General features: G+C 40.4%; 14 protein-coding genes and 1 riboswitch. Of the genes, 9 read left to right on the top strand and 5 right to left on the bottom strand.

What is annotated here, in order from left to right:
* Positions 1-17 precede the first annotated feature (17 nt).
* Positions 18-1,007 carry a zinc-dependent alcohol dehydrogenase family protein gene (locus WFH04_RS06610; RefSeq protein WP_336823277.1) on the bottom strand — a complete coding sequence of 330 codons (990 nt, stop codon included), beginning with the start codon at positions 1,005-1,007 and terminating at the stop codon, positions 18-20.
* A gap of 324 nt (positions 1,008-1,331) precedes the next feature.
* Between WFH04_RS06610 and WFH04_RS06605 the strand changes: the two genes are divergently transcribed.
* The gene (locus WFH04_RS06605) at positions 1,332-2,288 is read left to right on the top strand and encodes an MBL fold metallo-hydrolase (RefSeq protein WP_336823276.1); all 957 of its coding nucleotides are present in this window, start codon (positions 1,332-1,334) and stop codon (positions 2,286-2,288) included.
* A gap of 179 nt (positions 2,289-2,467) precedes the next feature.
* Here the strand turns inward: WFH04_RS06605 and WFH04_RS06600 are convergent, their stop codons facing one another.
* Positions 2,468-4,084, bottom strand: coding sequence for an ABC1 kinase family protein (locus tag WFH04_RS06600; RefSeq protein WP_336823275.1), 1,617 nt, complete (start codon positions 4,082-4,084; stop codon positions 2,468-2,470).
* Positions 4,085-4,293: 209 nt separating this feature from the next.
* A riboswitch (M-box (ykoK) riboswitch) is annotated at positions 4,294-4,458 on the top strand.
* Positions 4,459-4,662: 204 nt separating this feature from the next.
* On the opposite strand from WFH04_RS06600, the gene mgtE reads away from it, so the two are divergent.
* The 4 genes from mgtE to WFH04_RS06580 all read left to right on the top strand — a co-directional run bounded on the left by mgtE (position 4,663) and on the right by WFH04_RS06580 (position 8,158).
* Positions 4,663-5,643 carry a magnesium transporter gene (gene mgtE / locus WFH04_RS06595; RefSeq protein ID WP_336823274.1) on the top strand — a complete coding sequence of 327 codons (981 nt, stop codon included), beginning with the start codon at positions 4,663-4,665 and terminating at the stop codon, positions 5,641-5,643.
* Between the two features lie 219 nt (positions 5,644-5,862).
* Positions 5,863-6,360, top strand: a complete 498-nt coding sequence (locus tag WFH04_RS06590; protein WP_336823273.1) for an RNA polymerase sigma factor — start codon at positions 5,863-5,865, stop codon at positions 6,358-6,360.
* Positions 6,350-6,988: a zf-HC2 domain-containing protein gene (locus tag WFH04_RS06585; protein ID WP_336823272.1), complete on the top strand. Its 639-nt coding sequence runs from the start codon at positions 6,350-6,352 to the stop codon at positions 6,986-6,988. The genes WFH04_RS06590 and WFH04_RS06585 overlap by 11 nt, the downstream gene beginning before the upstream one ends.
* A 447-nt stretch (positions 6,989-7,435) precedes the next feature.
* On the top strand, positions 7,436-8,158 hold the full coding sequence (locus WFH04_RS06580) for a coiled-coil domain-containing protein (RefSeq protein WP_336823271.1): 723 nt from the start codon (positions 7,436-7,438) through the stop codon (positions 8,156-8,158).
* 434 nt (positions 8,159-8,592) lie between these two features.
* On the opposite strand, the gene WFH04_RS06575 is transcribed toward WFH04_RS06580, so the two are convergent.
* Positions 8,593-8,781 carry a hypothetical protein gene (locus tag WFH04_RS06575; RefSeq protein WP_336823350.1) on the bottom strand — a complete coding sequence of 63 codons (189 nt, stop codon included), beginning with the start codon at positions 8,779-8,781 and terminating at the stop codon, positions 8,593-8,595.
* Between WFH04_RS06575 and WFH04_RS06570 the strand changes: the two genes are divergently transcribed.
* Positions 8,695-9,210, top strand: coding sequence for an alpha/beta fold hydrolase (locus WFH04_RS06570; protein WP_336823270.1), 516 nt, complete (start codon positions 8,695-8,697; stop codon positions 9,208-9,210). The genes WFH04_RS06575 and WFH04_RS06570 overlap by 87 nt on opposite strands.
* 152 nt (positions 9,211-9,362) lie before the next feature.
* On the opposite strand, the gene WFH04_RS06565 is transcribed toward WFH04_RS06570, so the two are convergent.
* Together WFH04_RS06565 and WFH04_RS06560 are read right to left on the bottom strand one after the other, a co-directional pair.
* Entirely contained in the window at positions 9,363-10,715 is a 1,353-nt protein-coding gene (locus WFH04_RS06565; RefSeq protein WP_336823269.1) for a TldD/PmbA family protein, read from the bottom strand.
* Between the two features lie 2 nt (positions 10,716-10,717).
* Complete coding sequence (locus WFH04_RS06560) at positions 10,718-12,109, bottom strand: TldD/PmbA family protein (RefSeq protein WP_336823268.1); 1,392 nt, start codon at positions 12,107-12,109, stop codon at positions 10,718-10,720.
* Positions 12,110-12,484: 375 nt separating this feature from the next.
* Between WFH04_RS06560 and WFH04_RS06555 the strand changes: the two genes are divergently transcribed.
* The 3 genes from WFH04_RS06555 to WFH04_RS06545 all read left to right on the top strand — a co-directional run bounded on the left by WFH04_RS06555 (position 12,485) and on the right by WFH04_RS06545 (position 16,026).
* Positions 12,485-13,744: an ATP-binding protein gene (locus WFH04_RS06555; RefSeq protein ID WP_336823267.1), complete on the top strand. Its 1,260-nt coding sequence runs from the start codon at positions 12,485-12,487 to the stop codon at positions 13,742-13,744.
* Between the two features lie 15 nt (positions 13,745-13,759).
* Positions 13,760-14,650, top strand: a complete 891-nt coding sequence (locus tag WFH04_RS06550; protein WP_336823266.1) for a response regulator — start codon at positions 13,760-13,762, stop codon at positions 14,648-14,650.
* An 86-nt stretch (positions 14,651-14,736) separates the two neighbouring features.
* Positions 14,737-16,026 carry a cation:dicarboxylate symporter family transporter gene (locus tag WFH04_RS06545; protein WP_336823265.1) on the top strand — a complete coding sequence of 430 codons (1,290 nt, stop codon included), beginning with the start codon at positions 14,737-14,739 and terminating at the stop codon, positions 16,024-16,026.
* Positions 16,027-16,179: the final 153 nt, after the last annotated feature.

Here is a 16,179-nt window from a genome sequence, read left to right as displayed (position 1 = left end):
TACCATTTATGGAAATGTTAATCCGTTAAAAACACCTTGCCTCGATTTCCTACCGAAGATTCGACAATCCGAACAGCCTCCTGTATTTCCGATAAGCTGTAACAGGATTCGGGCCTCAAAAGACTTAACTTTTTATCTTGGACGGATGCTATGATCTCTTTAAATGTTTCCTGCCAAGTATCAGACGAGACTTTTTTATTCCAATGTCGCAAATGAAATAATGTGGCATTCACTTGTGTCTCATTGGCGATCTTTGCCCAGTTTACTTGGATGCCCGATAAAAGGCCTAAGCTTAAAAAAGTACCCTTCGGTCGAATGCAATAGGATAGGTCGTTACCAGCCGTTCCTCCAATTGAATCGATAGCCGCGTCTGCTCCAAATCCACCCGTTAGTTCCATTACGGTTTCTCGCAATGGCTCTATAGACGTATTAATTACATAAGAAGCACCATGCTCCAGTAGATCTTTTGCATATTTTTCATTCCTAATGATTGCAATTAGCCGGAAGCCTATAATTTTCGACAATTGAGCAAAAATATGCCCAATGGATGAACCACATGCATTGACTAAGAGGACATCATTTGGTTGTAACTTTAACTCTTGCGTACAGATGACCCATGCTGTAATTGGATTTATGTATAATTGAGCAGCTGTAAAATCATCAATTGCATCTGGAATGACCACTGTATATTGTGCCGACGTTTTAACGAACTCCTGCCAAGTTCCCTCTCCCTTTAAAGGCAAGACCCGCTTGCCGATAAGATTTTTAGATACTAGAGACCCTACATCTTCAACAATTCCAACTCCCTCATAACCTGGAATATTTGGTAAGGAAATTCTGTGAGAGTAAGCTCCTCTAATTGGAATTAAATCAGATGGGTTCATCGGCCTGGCTACCATGCGCACAAGCACCTCGTCTTCTTTTGGGGGCTGTATGTCTTTACATTCAAATTTAAGTACTTCTTGGGGGTTGCCAAATTGATTGAATCTTAGACATTTACCTTTCAAAAAACCCTCTCCCTTAGAAACTTCTACTCATAAGCAAGATAATGCTACTATAAACAACTAATCTTATACAGTTACCTAAATATAAATGTACGATTGAAAATAATTCCTTACAATCTTTTCACCAAAAATATTTCTAAAATCGTAAATGTCGTCCTCTCTCCTTTGTCAGATTATACTACAATGTTAATGAATTGATAGGATTGTCTAGAATACGCAATAAACATTTAGGTGAATGAAATTTTCAACAGCCTTCGGAAAACTACTTTCTATGTCACTCAATATCGAAAAATTACTTATACTTATATAAAGGAGGAATGAGAGCAAATGAGCCGAAAACGATATAGTAATCTAGATCCCAAGGCAACAACTTCCACGCTAAAGGATATTTTACGTTGGCAAAGAGAACGAAGAGGAAAGCGCAAAGATTTAAGTTTCCGTATTGGCCAAGCCGAACAAAAGCAACAAGCATTGCTGAACAGTGATCACGAAGACCTGACAATTACGTGGATTGGACACTCTACTTTTTTACTGCAAATTTGCGGATTGACCATTGTCACAGATCCCGTTTGGGCAAAGCAAATGGGGTTTAGCCGAAGGATGGAAGAACCTGGTCTGTCTATACATGAGATTCCCCCGATTGATGTCATTTTATTGTCGCACTCCCATTACGACCATTTACATATACGTTCTATAAGAAGTCTTAAAGGGTCTCCCGTTGTCTTAGTTCCAGAAGGGCTCGGTCAATACATGCGAAAACTGATGAATGGAAACGAAGTGCATGAATTGCCGTGGTGGGATTATGTAACCATAGATTCTGTTGAATTTCATTTTGTACCCGCTCAACATTGGACGAAACGCACGCTTACAGATACGAATACGTCACATTGGGGTGGATGGGTCATCCAACGGGCGTCTACTGAAGGACAAACAACCCCTTCGATTTATTTCGCTGGGGACAGCGGGTATTTTCAAGGTTTCCGTGAAATTGGCAATGAGTTCAAGAACATTACATACGCGCTTATGCCGATTGGTGCTTATGAGCCTGAATGGTTTATGGGAACACAGCATGTCACCCCTGAAGAAGCGATCCAAGCTTTTGTCGATGTTGGAGCAGAAATCTTCATCCCTATGCATTATGGCGCATTTCGACTGGCCGACGACACGACCGACGAAGCGCTGAATCGCTTGCTTGCCGAATGGGAACGGTTCGAATTAAGTTCAAGCCGTCTCCGATTGCTAAAACATGGAGAGACGATTGTACAAGAGATAAAAACTCGGTAAATTTTGAAGCCATTTGACATGGGAGTGTTGAATGGCTGTCGATTGCCGGTTATGAAACGACAGCCTATTGCGATAAAACTCTATACCTTCAAAATAATAGTAAACGAGAGCTTTATATAAGCAAGCTCTCGTTTATTTGTCGATGTCTATAGTCAATGTTGTCCTTCCAAGACCAATATTTAACGGCGCTTTTCAGGCATATATTTTAGCCATTTTGACAGATTATAGCTACTCACGTAATACCCAACTGCTGATAATCCTGATAATGCCGTTGCTATTTTTAACAGTAAATCTTCTGTCAAATAATAGCTGGTGCCCATTCCTATTAACCCTAACAGGAAAAGTTGAAAAAACCGCTTTTTCCGACTCTCATAAACGGCAAATTGAAATTCTCTGCGCTGCTCGGTTTCTTTCAACTGTTCGTATTTTTGAGGTGCGTCTAAAAACTCTGTTATAGAATGGAAGATTTTAAACAACGGCTGGGATTGAATTGCCCTCCAATAAAATGACCACTTGCTGCCCTGGGTGCTAAGCCATTCGGTAAATACAGGCTTTGCTAAATGGATCAGTTCCTCTTCCGGCAATAGTTGACGGACGATCCCCTCTATCGTAATAAAAGAACGACCAAGGAAAACAAAACGAGTTGGTACTTGGATAGGAAGTGCCGCAATCAGATCATTTATCTCCAATTTTAGTTTAATCAAATCCATCTCTTTTAAATCGGCAAGATCAATTGAAATCCACTCATTAAGCAATCTTTCTACCATTTTTGAATCTGCATTCGGTAGCAAAAATCCTAAATGGGACAAAACTTCGACAGTTTTCCCGTAATTTTTTGCAAGAAAGCTTTCAATTAGTGCTTGAAAGTGTGCTGCATCTTTTTTGGATAGTTCTCCCGCCATACCAAAATCAAGCAGGATAATTTCTCCGCCTCTGGATAAAAGGACATTCCCTGGATGAGGATCAGCATGGAAGATTCCCGGCTCCAACCATTGAGGAAGGAAAACTTTTACTAGACGCTGGGCCACCTCTTCTTTATAGGGCCCCATTTCATTGATTGTCTCCAAATCCGTAATCCGCTTTCCTTCTATCCATTCCATAACAAGCACTCTTTTAGTGCATAATTCAGGATGAATGGCTGGAATTTTTACGATTTCACGATCTTTATAACGCTCCCTGAAGTAAAGAAGTGTTTCTTTTTCTTTTGAAAAATCGAGTTCACGCTCAATTACCTGTTTCAGTTCTTGAAACAGCACACTTAAATTGATCAATCCTTTCGGAATTGGAACGAGATGATCAACGAACCAAAGAAGAATCTTTAGCGTCCGAAAGTCTGTCTGCACAATTGATTGGATTTCTGGACGTTGCACTTTTATGGCAATCGCTGTTCCATCATGCAAAATTCCTTTATAAACCTCACCAATGGAAGCAGAGGCAATTGCTTCCTCTTGGATTGACCGTACCTTTTTTGAACCTTCTTCTCCCCATTCCTCATCCAATACTTTTTGAATTTCACTCCATTTAGAAGGTGGGACCTTATCTGTAAGATCTTGAATTTCCTTTATAAACGGACTGGGAAGCAAATCCGAACGGATACTGATAAATTGACCTACTTTAATGAGCAGCCCTTCCAATTCAAAAAGCGTTTTCCTAAATCTTTTTCCGATTCTTTCCCATAATTTTTCCCATTCGGCTTCGGGTTTGCGAGTCCACTTGTACCAATAAATTTGTAGAAAAATGATCAATGCGAATGAAAGCACTTTGTATATTCGTAGAAGTTTATTTTTCTTATTCATACAATCAACTCACCTCCCTTTATAAATATTGATATATCAATGGTTTAACTCCGATAGCATAGGATGCCGTACCCTGCTACTATGTCTTTTGGCGTCTAAAGTATTTGATAAATATTTATTCTACGAAACATGTAAATCCCCTTTAATCTTCTTTTTTCGTTTGACAATCCCACCTATAGCCTTTACACTTGCCAGTAGACAGTCACATATCGGACCCTCGCTAGGTGAGGCTCCTATGCGGAGATACGCTGCTGCCCAGAAAAGTCGAAAGACTCCAATGGGTCAACAGGAACCATCGACTTAAGGTGGTTTTTAATGTAGCTGGAATTACTCCTATGCCGCATAGTGCCAAAGCTCTGCAACGGAGGTTTATTCACACTATTTTTATTATGAATTGCTGAACACCCTTCTTTGCGGAGGGTGTTTTTTCGCGTTTAAGATCAAAGAGGGTTCATATGATGACACACGTAAAGGAGGTGGTGGGGATGGATTGGCCCCCTGATAGTAGAACGAACACTTATCAGTCAATAGAAGTCCCCGCACCTCGGGGACAGTACCAGTAGAAGGAGGTCCTCACGATGAACCAAATTTATCGTCATGAAACAACCGGATCACTAATGAAGTTAGGATATGTCGCATTGTTGGATTCCTACACTGTAGAACAAGCAATCTTCCATTTGCGGCAGCAAGTTCAAGGAAAGAAGAATGTGCATTATGTATATTTGATTGACGAAAAACAGCAATTAACCGGAGTATTGTCGGTACGCGAGCTTCTTGCCGCATCCAATACCGATCTGCTCTCCAATATTATGAAGAAAGAGCTTGTTTGCTTCCCTGCCGACTTGGATCAGGAAGAGGCGGCAAAAGTGTTTCGGGATGAAGATTTAGTTTCAATTCCCGTCGTCAATCAGCAAAAAAAATTGATGGGAATCATTCATGTTGAAGACATTATCGATGTCATCCACCAAGAAGCCGATGAAGACATCGGAAAACTGACAGCATCGGGTAAGGAAATCGATTTTAGAACAAGTCCGTTAGCAGCTGCAAAGAAAAGACTGCCTTGGCTCATTTTATTGCTCTTTATTGGGCTTATTTCCGGTGGTATTATTGAGAGTTTTGAAGAAACATTGGAAACAGTCGTCGCACTCGCCTTCTTTATGCCGATGATTGCGGGGATGACCGGAAACACAGGAACACAGTCATTGGCTGTCGTTGTCCGCGGACTCGTATCGGAAAAGCTAAATATGAAAAAGGCATGGAAGCTGCTATGTAGAGAATTCATGGTCGGAATCATCATTGGCATTACATGCGCGATTCTAATCGCCATTATCGCGTATGTGTGGAGAGGAAGCTTAATGTTAGGATTTGTCGTCGGTGCATCTCTCCTATCAACACTCATAATCGGTACGCTCGCCGGAACGATCATTCCACTTATTTTATATAAATTCAAAGCTGACCCTGCTGTCGCTTCGGGTCCTTTAATTACAACGATTAATGATATTTTATCTTTGCTCATCTATTTCGGTATTGCGACAATGTTCATTTCGAAACTTATGTAAAATAGAATTGAAGGATTTCCCTTTTGGGGAGTCCTTTTTTTACTAAAAAGACGGGGTACTCTTCATTCAGTTTAGTGCGATTATGTGTAACGATTAACCGGCCCATAAAAAATTATAATGATTTGTAACGAATGAACTCTTTTCTGGATATATAGATGATTCGACTTTCATAAGGGTTCGATCAAAATAGAAAAAGTTTTCGTGGAGAGGGGGTAAATTGTGGATAAAAATTCAATCTATGAAGATTATGGCGATTTTGTTTTCAAATATCTAGTAACCCTGACAAATGATCGTCAATCTGCAGAAGAATTAACGCAAGAGACATTTTATCAGGCAGTGAAATCCATTGATAACTTTCATCATGATGGACAAGCAAAGTTTTCAACGTGGTTATGTTCAATCGCAAAAAACGTTTGGTTACAAGAAGTACATCGTGCTAAAAAGAAGCTTCAGTTAGAGCAATCACTAAGTGAGCAGACCCCGTTATTTTACAGTTTAGAAGAAGAGTATTTTAGAAATGAAGACAAAATCATTTTTTTTAAAAATGCTCAGCACCTAAGTGAGGTTAAGCGTGAAATACTGTATTTAAGATTATTAGGCGATTTATCTTTTAAAGAGATTGGCACAATTTTAGGTGGAACAGAAAATTGGGCAAGAGTCACATTTTATCGTGCAAAACAACAAATGGCAAAAGGTGGGGAAAACAATGAATCATAGTGTTTTTAAAGATTTAGTTCCGAGCTACATAGAACATTTAACAAGTAAAGAAACGAATCAGCAAATGGAACAACATATGAAACAATGCGAGGATTGCAGACAGTATGTAAAGGACATGCAAGAAGACCTCTTGGTGGAACAAACGATAGATCAAAATGGAGAGAAGAAAAAAATCGACTATTTTAAAAAAGTACGGTCAAAAAACAGGAAAAAGATTGTTCTTATTGTCGGCTCACTATTGGCCATTTTCATCGGTTGTTTCTACTTCCTTACTTCTATGTGGATAGCAGATGAAAAGAATGTTCAAACAACCATCCAGCAACAAGGGACAACGGTGACTCTTACCTTTCAATCAAAAAGTAACAATCGCTATCTGTTGCCGATGGAACAGAGAGAACAGTTCTACACGCACGAAATCATTGTTTATGAAAAATGGAATGATTTTTCAGAACCAGCGGCGCTTTTTAAAGATGGAAGTAAGGTGACATTCACCTTTTTAGATGAAAACAGATTATTATTAGGAAATGGTGAAGAAAAGAAATTGACAGATGAAGACAAAATAACCATCCGATATAAAAATAGTACAGAAGAGATTGTATTAAAGGATTTATACAAGCCGGTAAATTGATAAACCCTCTTTCCGAAGTGCTCGGGTGCTTGTTCCACTATCGTAAACGATTGCATATGCCAACTGCTCCAGCTTCTCTTATGGAATGACGAACAGAGCTACCCTTATGTAGCCGATTAATTGACAAAAACCTTTTGAAAATAAAAGACCATCCGATGATCCAGTGATGCTTCCAACATGTTGCTATAGTGACGATTATGAACCCAATAGTGATCCCTTTTGGACATGAAGCGAGGGAACAGCCTATTGAATAATAAATATACTTTCGAGATGCCTAATCCTTATTTCAATACTTTTAACAGAGGAGGAGAAAATAATTCAGGATATTATGTTACAGAACAATTTAGAATTCAATGAGAACCTGTTATTTTCCTATAAATCGTAAACTATACGAGCAATCTACCGATATGAAGAAGGAAGAAGAAGCTATAAGGACGGTGTTAGGATATGCAAGTGTTAACTGGATTAAAGACAAGTCCGGTCACGAAAATGTATTCACCACAGAACGTTCAGAAAGAGAATGAGAAGAGCGCAAATAATCCTGTCAAAAGAGATACGATTATGATTAGCGATGAAGCACGAGCACAGTTGGGGAATTGGAGAGAACGCTCTGCCAACATGATTGAGAGCTTAATTGAAAAACGCCAAAAGGTCCAAGAGGCGAAAAGTAATTTAATTGAACGTACATTAGAGGCCGGGGAAGAACTATCGACGATTAAAGAGCAATTAGGAGCGTTTGATGAGCAAATTGCTGAAATCGAAGAACAAATGGCAGCAATCGAAGCACAGAAGCGAGAAAGAGAAAAACGTGAACAAGAGGAAAAGCAACAAGCAGCTATTAAAACGGAGGAAGCTGAAGGAATGCAATTGACCTCTCTTCTTCAATCAGCCCAATCTCTTGAACAAGTCAGTGCTTTAAAACAAGTGAAAGTACCATTAGAAAATGCGCATCGCAGGCTCAAAAATGAAATGGAGTATGACCAGGGACGCGGGTCTGCTTTGGAGAGTAAGGCAAAGAAAATTGACGAACTGGCTGGACGTATCCGGAGCATCGACAGCGAGATAAATAACCAAATTATAAAAGCGAATGAATCTTCTAACGAAGTAAACCGGAAAGTTTCTGTTGAAGAGGAGCAGGATGAGTCCGTGCATGAACCTCTTGAGGAATAGTCACTGAGAAGTGGCTAATTACTTAAAAATGTACGAGTGCATAAATGATGAAATTGTAAGCTATCCAGCTCCATATGCGGTAAAGGCTCATGCTTGCCGAATAGTAACGGTGAGGATTGCAGTTTAGTGTCTGCAATTGCTGAAATACGATTAAAGGATTGTACAAAAGCAAAAATAAGGTATTTAAGCTATGGTACTCACCACTGCTCCGTTAATAATAAAACAAAGTGCCGGGCACCCGATTTCAAGTGCTCGGCACATTTTTCGCTTCCAAAAATATAATGGAAAATATCGAAGCAATCCCACACCCAATTTACATTGTACTTGTACAATTTTAATGGTGTGTGCGCCTGTTTTATTTTCCTGTCCTGTGTCCACTACCATCTGTTCTATATGGCGACGGAACTGCACTTTGTTTCGATTTCTGCCCAAAATCACCTCATCACTTGCTGCAAATCCGGCAATGTGATTTCTTCCCCTACTAAATTGAATGTGATATTTGTATAATTCACTTTCCCACGCAACCGATCTAATGAATGCGAATTGATTTCAGCATGGTCAAAGGCAATCCCATCCCACTTTGTAATCGACAAGGTGGTTTTCGTATTTGCTCTATCTGTCACCGTAACTTTTTCTACCGTTGCACATTCTTTGATCTTCCCGGAAGTCCGTTCAAGTTCAATTTGCTTTTTTCCGTTTATCCGGGGCCTGGCTCGTGCAATTATTTAGAACCTTTATCCTATCTAATTGAGGATGTATGTGAGGTAATTATGTTCGATCCAAAAGGATGTGGGCGTTCTAGTTATTATGGAAATGGTTACGATATCGATTCAGCTCTTCATGATTTAGAACGAATTCGTGAAGAGTATGGGTACACTAAATGGATAGTAATAGGACACTCTTGGGGGGCTGATTTAGGTTTAGCGTATTCAATGTTATTTCCACAATCTATGTTGGGATATGTTTCCACATCCGGGAGTGGACGCTTATCAAACATTTTCTTCAGAATCTCATTTGTCTTTTTCCGCACTTCCGGATCATTAAATGTCTAATAATCATCCGCAACCCATTTTACATCCGGCTCCAAAAACAAATAAAAATCTGCTGGTCTCAACGCCGTATGCGAGCGTTTTGTCAACAAGCAGAAGCTCACACACAAAGTGTGAGCTCCTTACGATGTTATTCATCATCATTCCATTTATTATTAATCCACCGTGATCGATAGGCTCTTAATTTTCAAGGACGGAGAACCGATATATCCATTAAAAGACATAGGTGAGAATTCCAAGTCTTCTCCAATTTCCTCTATGTCCTGAAGCAATTCAAAGAAATTGCCTGCTACGGTCATCTGCCTTGTCGGACCGACGATCTTGCCATCCTTCACATAGTATCCGTCTGCCGCGAGTGAGAAGTCGCCCGAAATCGGGTTGGCTCCCGAATGCATCCCAGCCAAATCAGTAATGATGATGCCCTCTGCAATTCCTTTATAAAGCTGCTCATATGTTTGCACGCCCGGTTCAACATAGAAATTGGACGGGCTCACTTCGATTGCATCTTGATAGGATCGGCGATGTGCATGCCCCGTCGTCATTACCCCATCCTTCTTCGCCGTCTTCAAGTTATGGAAGTATGTTTGAAGCTTTCCTCCATCTACAACAATATGTTTTTTCTTCGGAACCCCTTCCGAATCAAATGTAGCACTGCGTAATCCTTCCCGAAGAAATGGATTATCGATCAGATTCACGTGATCTGCCGCAATCTTCTCGCCTAACTTCCCTTGAAGGCGGGATTGGTTATCCTGTACTGCTTGTGCGGAGAAAGAAGAAGTAAATGTCGCCAATAGTAAGGCAGCCGCTTCATTCTTTAGTATGACTGGATATTTCTTATTCGGATAATTCCTTTCGCCCAACATGCTTAACCCTCGTTCTACGACTTCTTCAGCAATCTTGTCGGCATTTAGTTCATTGAAATCCTTGGTGGTCCGAAAAACAGTCCCAGATTTTAATTCATCATTTTCCTCGACAAGGATTGATACATAGAATAATAAAAAATTATTCCCTTCTTTTTTTTGCAAACCTTTATTATGAAAAAGACCCTTTTCTAATTGTCGGATCCCTATTTGGGAGGCCGTAATTTTCTTTACTCTCTGATCGGTAGATAAAATCTTTTTTTCAACTACTTGCAAAAAGCGGATCATCTCTTCCGGCTTGACCTTCTCCAGTTCTGGGCTATAAAAATGAACGTTTTCATATTCCGCTTTTTCCGTAAATAATTCTTCTGGATCCGTTTCAATCAACTCAGCATTTTCCGCCGCATTTTTCAACAAGAACGAAACCGAGTCCTCATCAAATTTCTCCGTATACGCGTAGCCTGTTTTACCGTTATAAATCCCTCTAATAGCTGCCCCTTGAACATCGGAAAAATCATACTGATTTACTTCTCCTTCATAAAGCCCGATTGAAAGGCTTTCTGTTTTCTCGTAATAGAGTTCAAGATCTGTGAATCCGGCTTTCTCCCCTTCGTCAAACAGCTGCTGCTTCAATTGTTCGATGTTCATTTTTATGCCTCCTTTCCCCCGACCGTAATTTCAGAAACACGCACCATCGGCTGCCCGACATTCACCGGCAAACTGCCGCTAGATGCGCCGCACATTCCTGCACCGTGACCTAAATTATTGCCGACTCGATCGATGTTCAAAATCGTTTTCGCACCGTTCCCAATCAATGTCGCACCGCGGATCGGTTTTTCAATTTTACCGTTCTTCACTAAATAAGCTTCGTCTACTGCAAAGTTGAAATCCCCCGTCCCAGGGTTGACCGAGCCGCCGCCCATATATTTCGCGTAAATTCCATACTCCGTATCCCCAATAATCTCTTCAGGTGTGGACTTTCCGGGCGCAATGTACGTATTCGTCATCCGGGAGGTAGGGGCAAATCTGTATGATTCCCTCCGGCTTGAGCCAGTAGAATCCATTCCCATCCGCCTGCCGTTCAATTTATCGATCATATATCCTTTCAAAATGCCGTTCTCGATCAGTACATTTTTACGCGACTTTTCGCCTTCATCGTCGATATTGATCGATCCCCACTCGTTTTCAATCGTTCCATCATCTATATACGTAACAAGGTCTGACGCGACTTTTTCTCCTACCTTATTCGCAAAGACAGATGCGTTTTTCGCCACCGCTTCTGCTTCAAGCCCGTGACCGCAAGCTTCATGAAAAATGACGCCGCCAAATTCATTGTCGATGATGACAGGAAATTTTCCGCTCGGAGCCGGGTCGGCATGGAGCATCGTTTTAGCAATGCGGGCAGATTCCTTCGCATAATGATCAAGATTTAGATTTTCAATAAACTCAAAACCTTGATAAGCACCGGGACCATAAAAACCAGTTTGCATATCTATGCCGTCAGAAGCGATAGACACCATCGCCATTCGGCTTCTTACCCGCTGATCCTCCACAAACTTGCCTTCAGAATTGGCAATCAACACATTTTGCTCTTCATCAATTAGACGAATTATAGCTTGAACAATTTCCGGATCATAATTTCTAATGATGTCATTCGCTTTTTGCATGACCGACAACTTTTGTGATTTCCTTGCTTCATTTGGCATAATTTTTATGTGGTGGAGGTTTGAAACTGTTTCTTTCATGAGCGGAATGATCGTCGTCTTGCCATTCTTTGCTCCTTGAATGGCTTTGGAAGCTGTACGCGCAGCTCTCAAGAGCCCTTCTTTTGAAGAATCATTCGTGTAAGCATAAACACTCTGCAAACCGTTAAAAACCCTAATTCCTACGCCAAAGTCACGACCCGACAGATTTTTTTCCAATCGTGAATTTTGAAGGACCATTGTATTCGTGTACCGATCTTCTACAAATACTTCCGAGAAATCACCGCCCGTTTCAAGAGCGACTTGCAACACATCTTCGATAAGTGCTTTGTTCAGCATATTTTCCCCCTCTTCCTTCTTTTCTAAAGATTGCGTAACTACTAATACGTCTCTTCTCTAAGAATAGTTTCATTTCATCGATGTACTTTCAGATTGAAATTGTAAAACGGCCTTCAAGCTTTTTGTAAATAGTATAATCAAAGAGCCAACATTCTTTACATTCAACCTCCAATATAGGTACTGACAGCTCAATTCTTGTATAATGGAAATCGACTGAAATTGACTGCACTACAACATACATAGGCATACATATGACAATCAATGATCGATAGTAATGCCCGCCAAGCCTATACATTAAAAATGGACGACTGCAATGTTGCATGTGCAAACAAATAATTAGTAGGCATACTAAAACGAAGGGCGAGGAGCAAAAACATGGACCGAAAAATACCGTGGCAGCAAATAACCCAATCGGAAATCGTCAGAATCATCGGTATCGCTCTATTAACAGCGATTACCGGGGAACTGAAGGTAATTCCGTTTACTGGTGAGGTGTTCCGGTTTGCGCTTGGCGGAATTGTGTTCTTTTTGCTCATTTTAATTTATCCACCGAAATCTGTTTTACGGACAGGCCTTGTTACGGCTGTTACAGTCGTCTTATTCCGAGTAATCGAGCAGTTATTTCTTGGCGCAGGCATTTTAGAAAGTTTTCAAATGCATATGCCTGTTTTTTTGTTTTATGCATTGTTTGCGGCGGGCTGGCATTTTGCAAATTTAGAGAAATTCAAATCGCTTCCTCTTCAGCTTGGAACGCTGGCCTTTTTATTTGAAATAATGGGTAATACGGCGGAGCATGCTCTTCGTAATTGGTGGACTGCGCAGTACTTCATTGACTTGAAAGAGTGGTTACTCTTAGTAGGAGTTGCATTGCTGAGAAGCTTTTTCACTGTAGGACTCTATAGTTCTGTTGCGCTATCGAAAGAGAAGCAGCGAGTCCGAGAAGTTTTAGGCATCGGCTCTGAACTGTATGCAGAAACATTGTATTTACAAAAGTCGATGGATCATATGGAAAAAATCACTGCATCCAGCTATGAGTTGTATCGTAAACTGCAAAATGAGCAACAACGTGTCTTAGGCATCCAAGCTTTGCAAATTGCACAAGAAATCCACGAAGTGAAAAAAGATGCACAGCGAATTTTAGCTGGCCTTTCACAATTGACGAAACGAGAGGAAATGCCTGTCTTTTATTTATCAAACATTATAGAAATGGTAACTTCAGGAAATCGAAAATATAGTAAGATGCTTGGCAAACAGGTTTCTTTTTCAATCAAACAATCTACAGATTTTCAAACCGAGCAGCAAGTCTTACTGTTAGCCATTTTAAATAATATCGTTGCCAACGCAGTAGAAGCGATTCAACACGAAGGAGCTATTCAAATTACAGTGAGTGCGATCGAAAAACAAGTTATTTTTCGAGTAAAGGATAATGGAGTAGGTATTTCTCCCGATGATATAGGGTTACTATTCGAGCCTGGATTTACTACCAAATATAACGATCAAGGTACAGCAGCAACGGGAATCGGTTTGTCTCATGTGAAAGCAATTACCGAGTCGCTTGGAGGAACCATCGAGATAAATTCCCTAAAACAAGGTACCCTTTTCCAACTGATCATACCGTTTGAAAGATTGCAATAGTAAGGGGTGGAATTGATGAGGTATTTTATAATTGACGATGATAACGTAAGCCGTTCCATGTTGAAGTCCATCATCGCTGATCGGGAATTAGGAATGGTTATTGGCGAATCAGACGGTGGATTGAAAACGATCGAACAAGTGCATGCATTAGGACCGGATATTGTCTTAATCGATTTGCTAATGCCAGAAGTGGACGGCATTGAAATGATTCGTCAATTGAAAGAGATAGGATTTCAAGGTCAATTTGTCATGTTGTCGCAAGTCGTAAATAAAGAAATGGTCGGTGAAGCGTATCAAGCAGGGGTAGAATTTTTTATCCATAAACCGATCAACCGAATTGAAGTTGAAAACGTCCTACAGCGAATGACTGAGAAAGCTCAGCTAATGCAATCACTCGTAACAATCCGTGATTCATTGGCACATATCGGTGCAGAGACACCGAAAACAACACCTCGTTCTTTAAAAGAGATTGTACTTTCGGTTTTACGTGATATGGGCATAGCGAGCGAAAACGGCAGCAAGGATTTACTGTACATAATGGAAGTGTTGACAGAGCAGCCAAGTGTTGTGTCGATTCCTCCGCTGAAGCAGCTCTATGAAATGGCTGCACGCAAAATGGGTGTAGCAGAAGCAGAGTTGCCGAAAGAAGTAAAAGCGATGGAGCAGCGCATCCGGCGCGCTATTTCAGCAGCTATCGACCATTTGGCATCATTAGGGGCAGTCGATTATACAATTCATGAATTTGAATACTATGCACCGCGCTTTTTTGATTTCCAAGAAATCACAGCGCGAATGAAGCAAATTCAAAAGGAAGAGTTGCCGAGCCGGCCCGCAAAAGTTCATATTAAGAAGTTTTTACTCATGCTTTACAAAGAAACAATTGAACAGCATAAAAACTTTTTGTAGGTTTTTGTAGATTTTTGTAGTTTCCCTTTACAATTAAAATACGCTTTCAGAAAGCGCTTTCAAGTTGAATGTAAGGGGGACCCGCTATGAAAAAGAAATTTAAACTCTCTTTAGCATATCAGATCATAATTGGTCTTGTTTTAGGTATTGTGGTCGGCGCCATATTTTACGACAATCCGAAAGTAGAAACGTATTTGCAGCCGATTGGAACAATGTTTCTTAATATGATTAAAATGATTGTTGTGCCAATCATTATTTCGACATTAATTATTGGCGTAGCTGGCACAGGCGATATGAAACAGTTAGGTAAATTAGGCGGTAAAACGCTCATTTACTTTGAAATCGTTACGACAATTGCCATTTTAGTCGGACTGTTGTCTGCGAACATTTTCAAGCCAGGCGTTGGCATTGATATGTCTGCATTGCAAAAGGGCGATATTAATCAGTATATCCAGACGACAGAAGAAGTGCAGAACAATGGCTTCATGGATGTACTTGTCGGTATCGTTCCGAGTAATATTGTTGATTCAATGGCAAATGCAGATATGCTGCCGATCATTTTCTTTTCCGTACTATTCGGTTTAGGTGTGGCGGCAATCGGAGAGCGCGGCAAGCCGGTCTTGGCATTTTTCCAAGGCGTAGCAGATGCCATGTTCTATGTTACAAATGTAATTATGAAATTTGCTCCGTTCGGCGTTTTTGCCCTTATCGGTGTAACCGTTTCAAAATTCGGTTTGGAATCGCTCATTCCGATGGCTAAGTTAATGATCTTAGTTTACGCGACAATGGCTTTCTTTGTTGTTGTTGTATTAGGCGGGATTGCAAAAATTGTCGGTGTGAACATTTTCCAATTCTTAAAGCTGTTGAAGGAAGAATTAATTCTCGCCTATTCCACTTCCAGTTCGGAAACGGTGTTACCAAAAGTGATGGAAAAAATGCAGAAGTTTGGAGCACCGAAAGACATCGTTTCATTCGTCGTGCCGACTGGCTATTCGTTTAACTTAGACGGTTCAACTTTGTATCAGGCACTTGCAGCAATCTTTATTGCGCAAATGTACGGCATCGATTTATCGATTATGGATCAAGTAATGCTCGTCTTTGTATTAATGATTACATCTAAAGGAATTGCAGGCGTACCAGGCGTTTCATTCGTCGTGTTACTTGCAACTTTAGGTACAGTAGGTATTCCAGTTGAAGGATTGGCGTTAATCGTTGGAATCGACCGTTTGCTCGACATGGCACGCACAGTCGTAAATGTCGTAGGAAATTCATTGGCTACAGTTGTCATTTCGAAATGGGAAGGTCGGTTCGGTGAAGAACCGGAACAAGAGGAAAAGTCTACACAATACGTTCAAACTGAAGAAAATTTAGTATAAGATAAAGCATTGTCTATCGTTTGATAGGCAGTGCTTTTTTATTGGTTCTATAATATTTGTTGGGGTATTCACACAAATTCAACAAAAAAAAGCACGTAATCACCATTTCTTTTATACTTGAATTGTCGGAAAACAAGTAAACGAAAGGTGATA

The organism is Sporosarcina sp. USHLN248 (assembly GCF_037144575.1).
Taxonomy (GTDB): Bacteria; Bacillota; Bacilli; order Bacillales_A; family Planococcaceae; genus Sporosarcina; species Sporosarcina contaminans.
The sequence above is the reverse complement of the archived record's forward strand: the minus strand, read 5'-3'. Positions and strand labels throughout refer to the sequence as shown.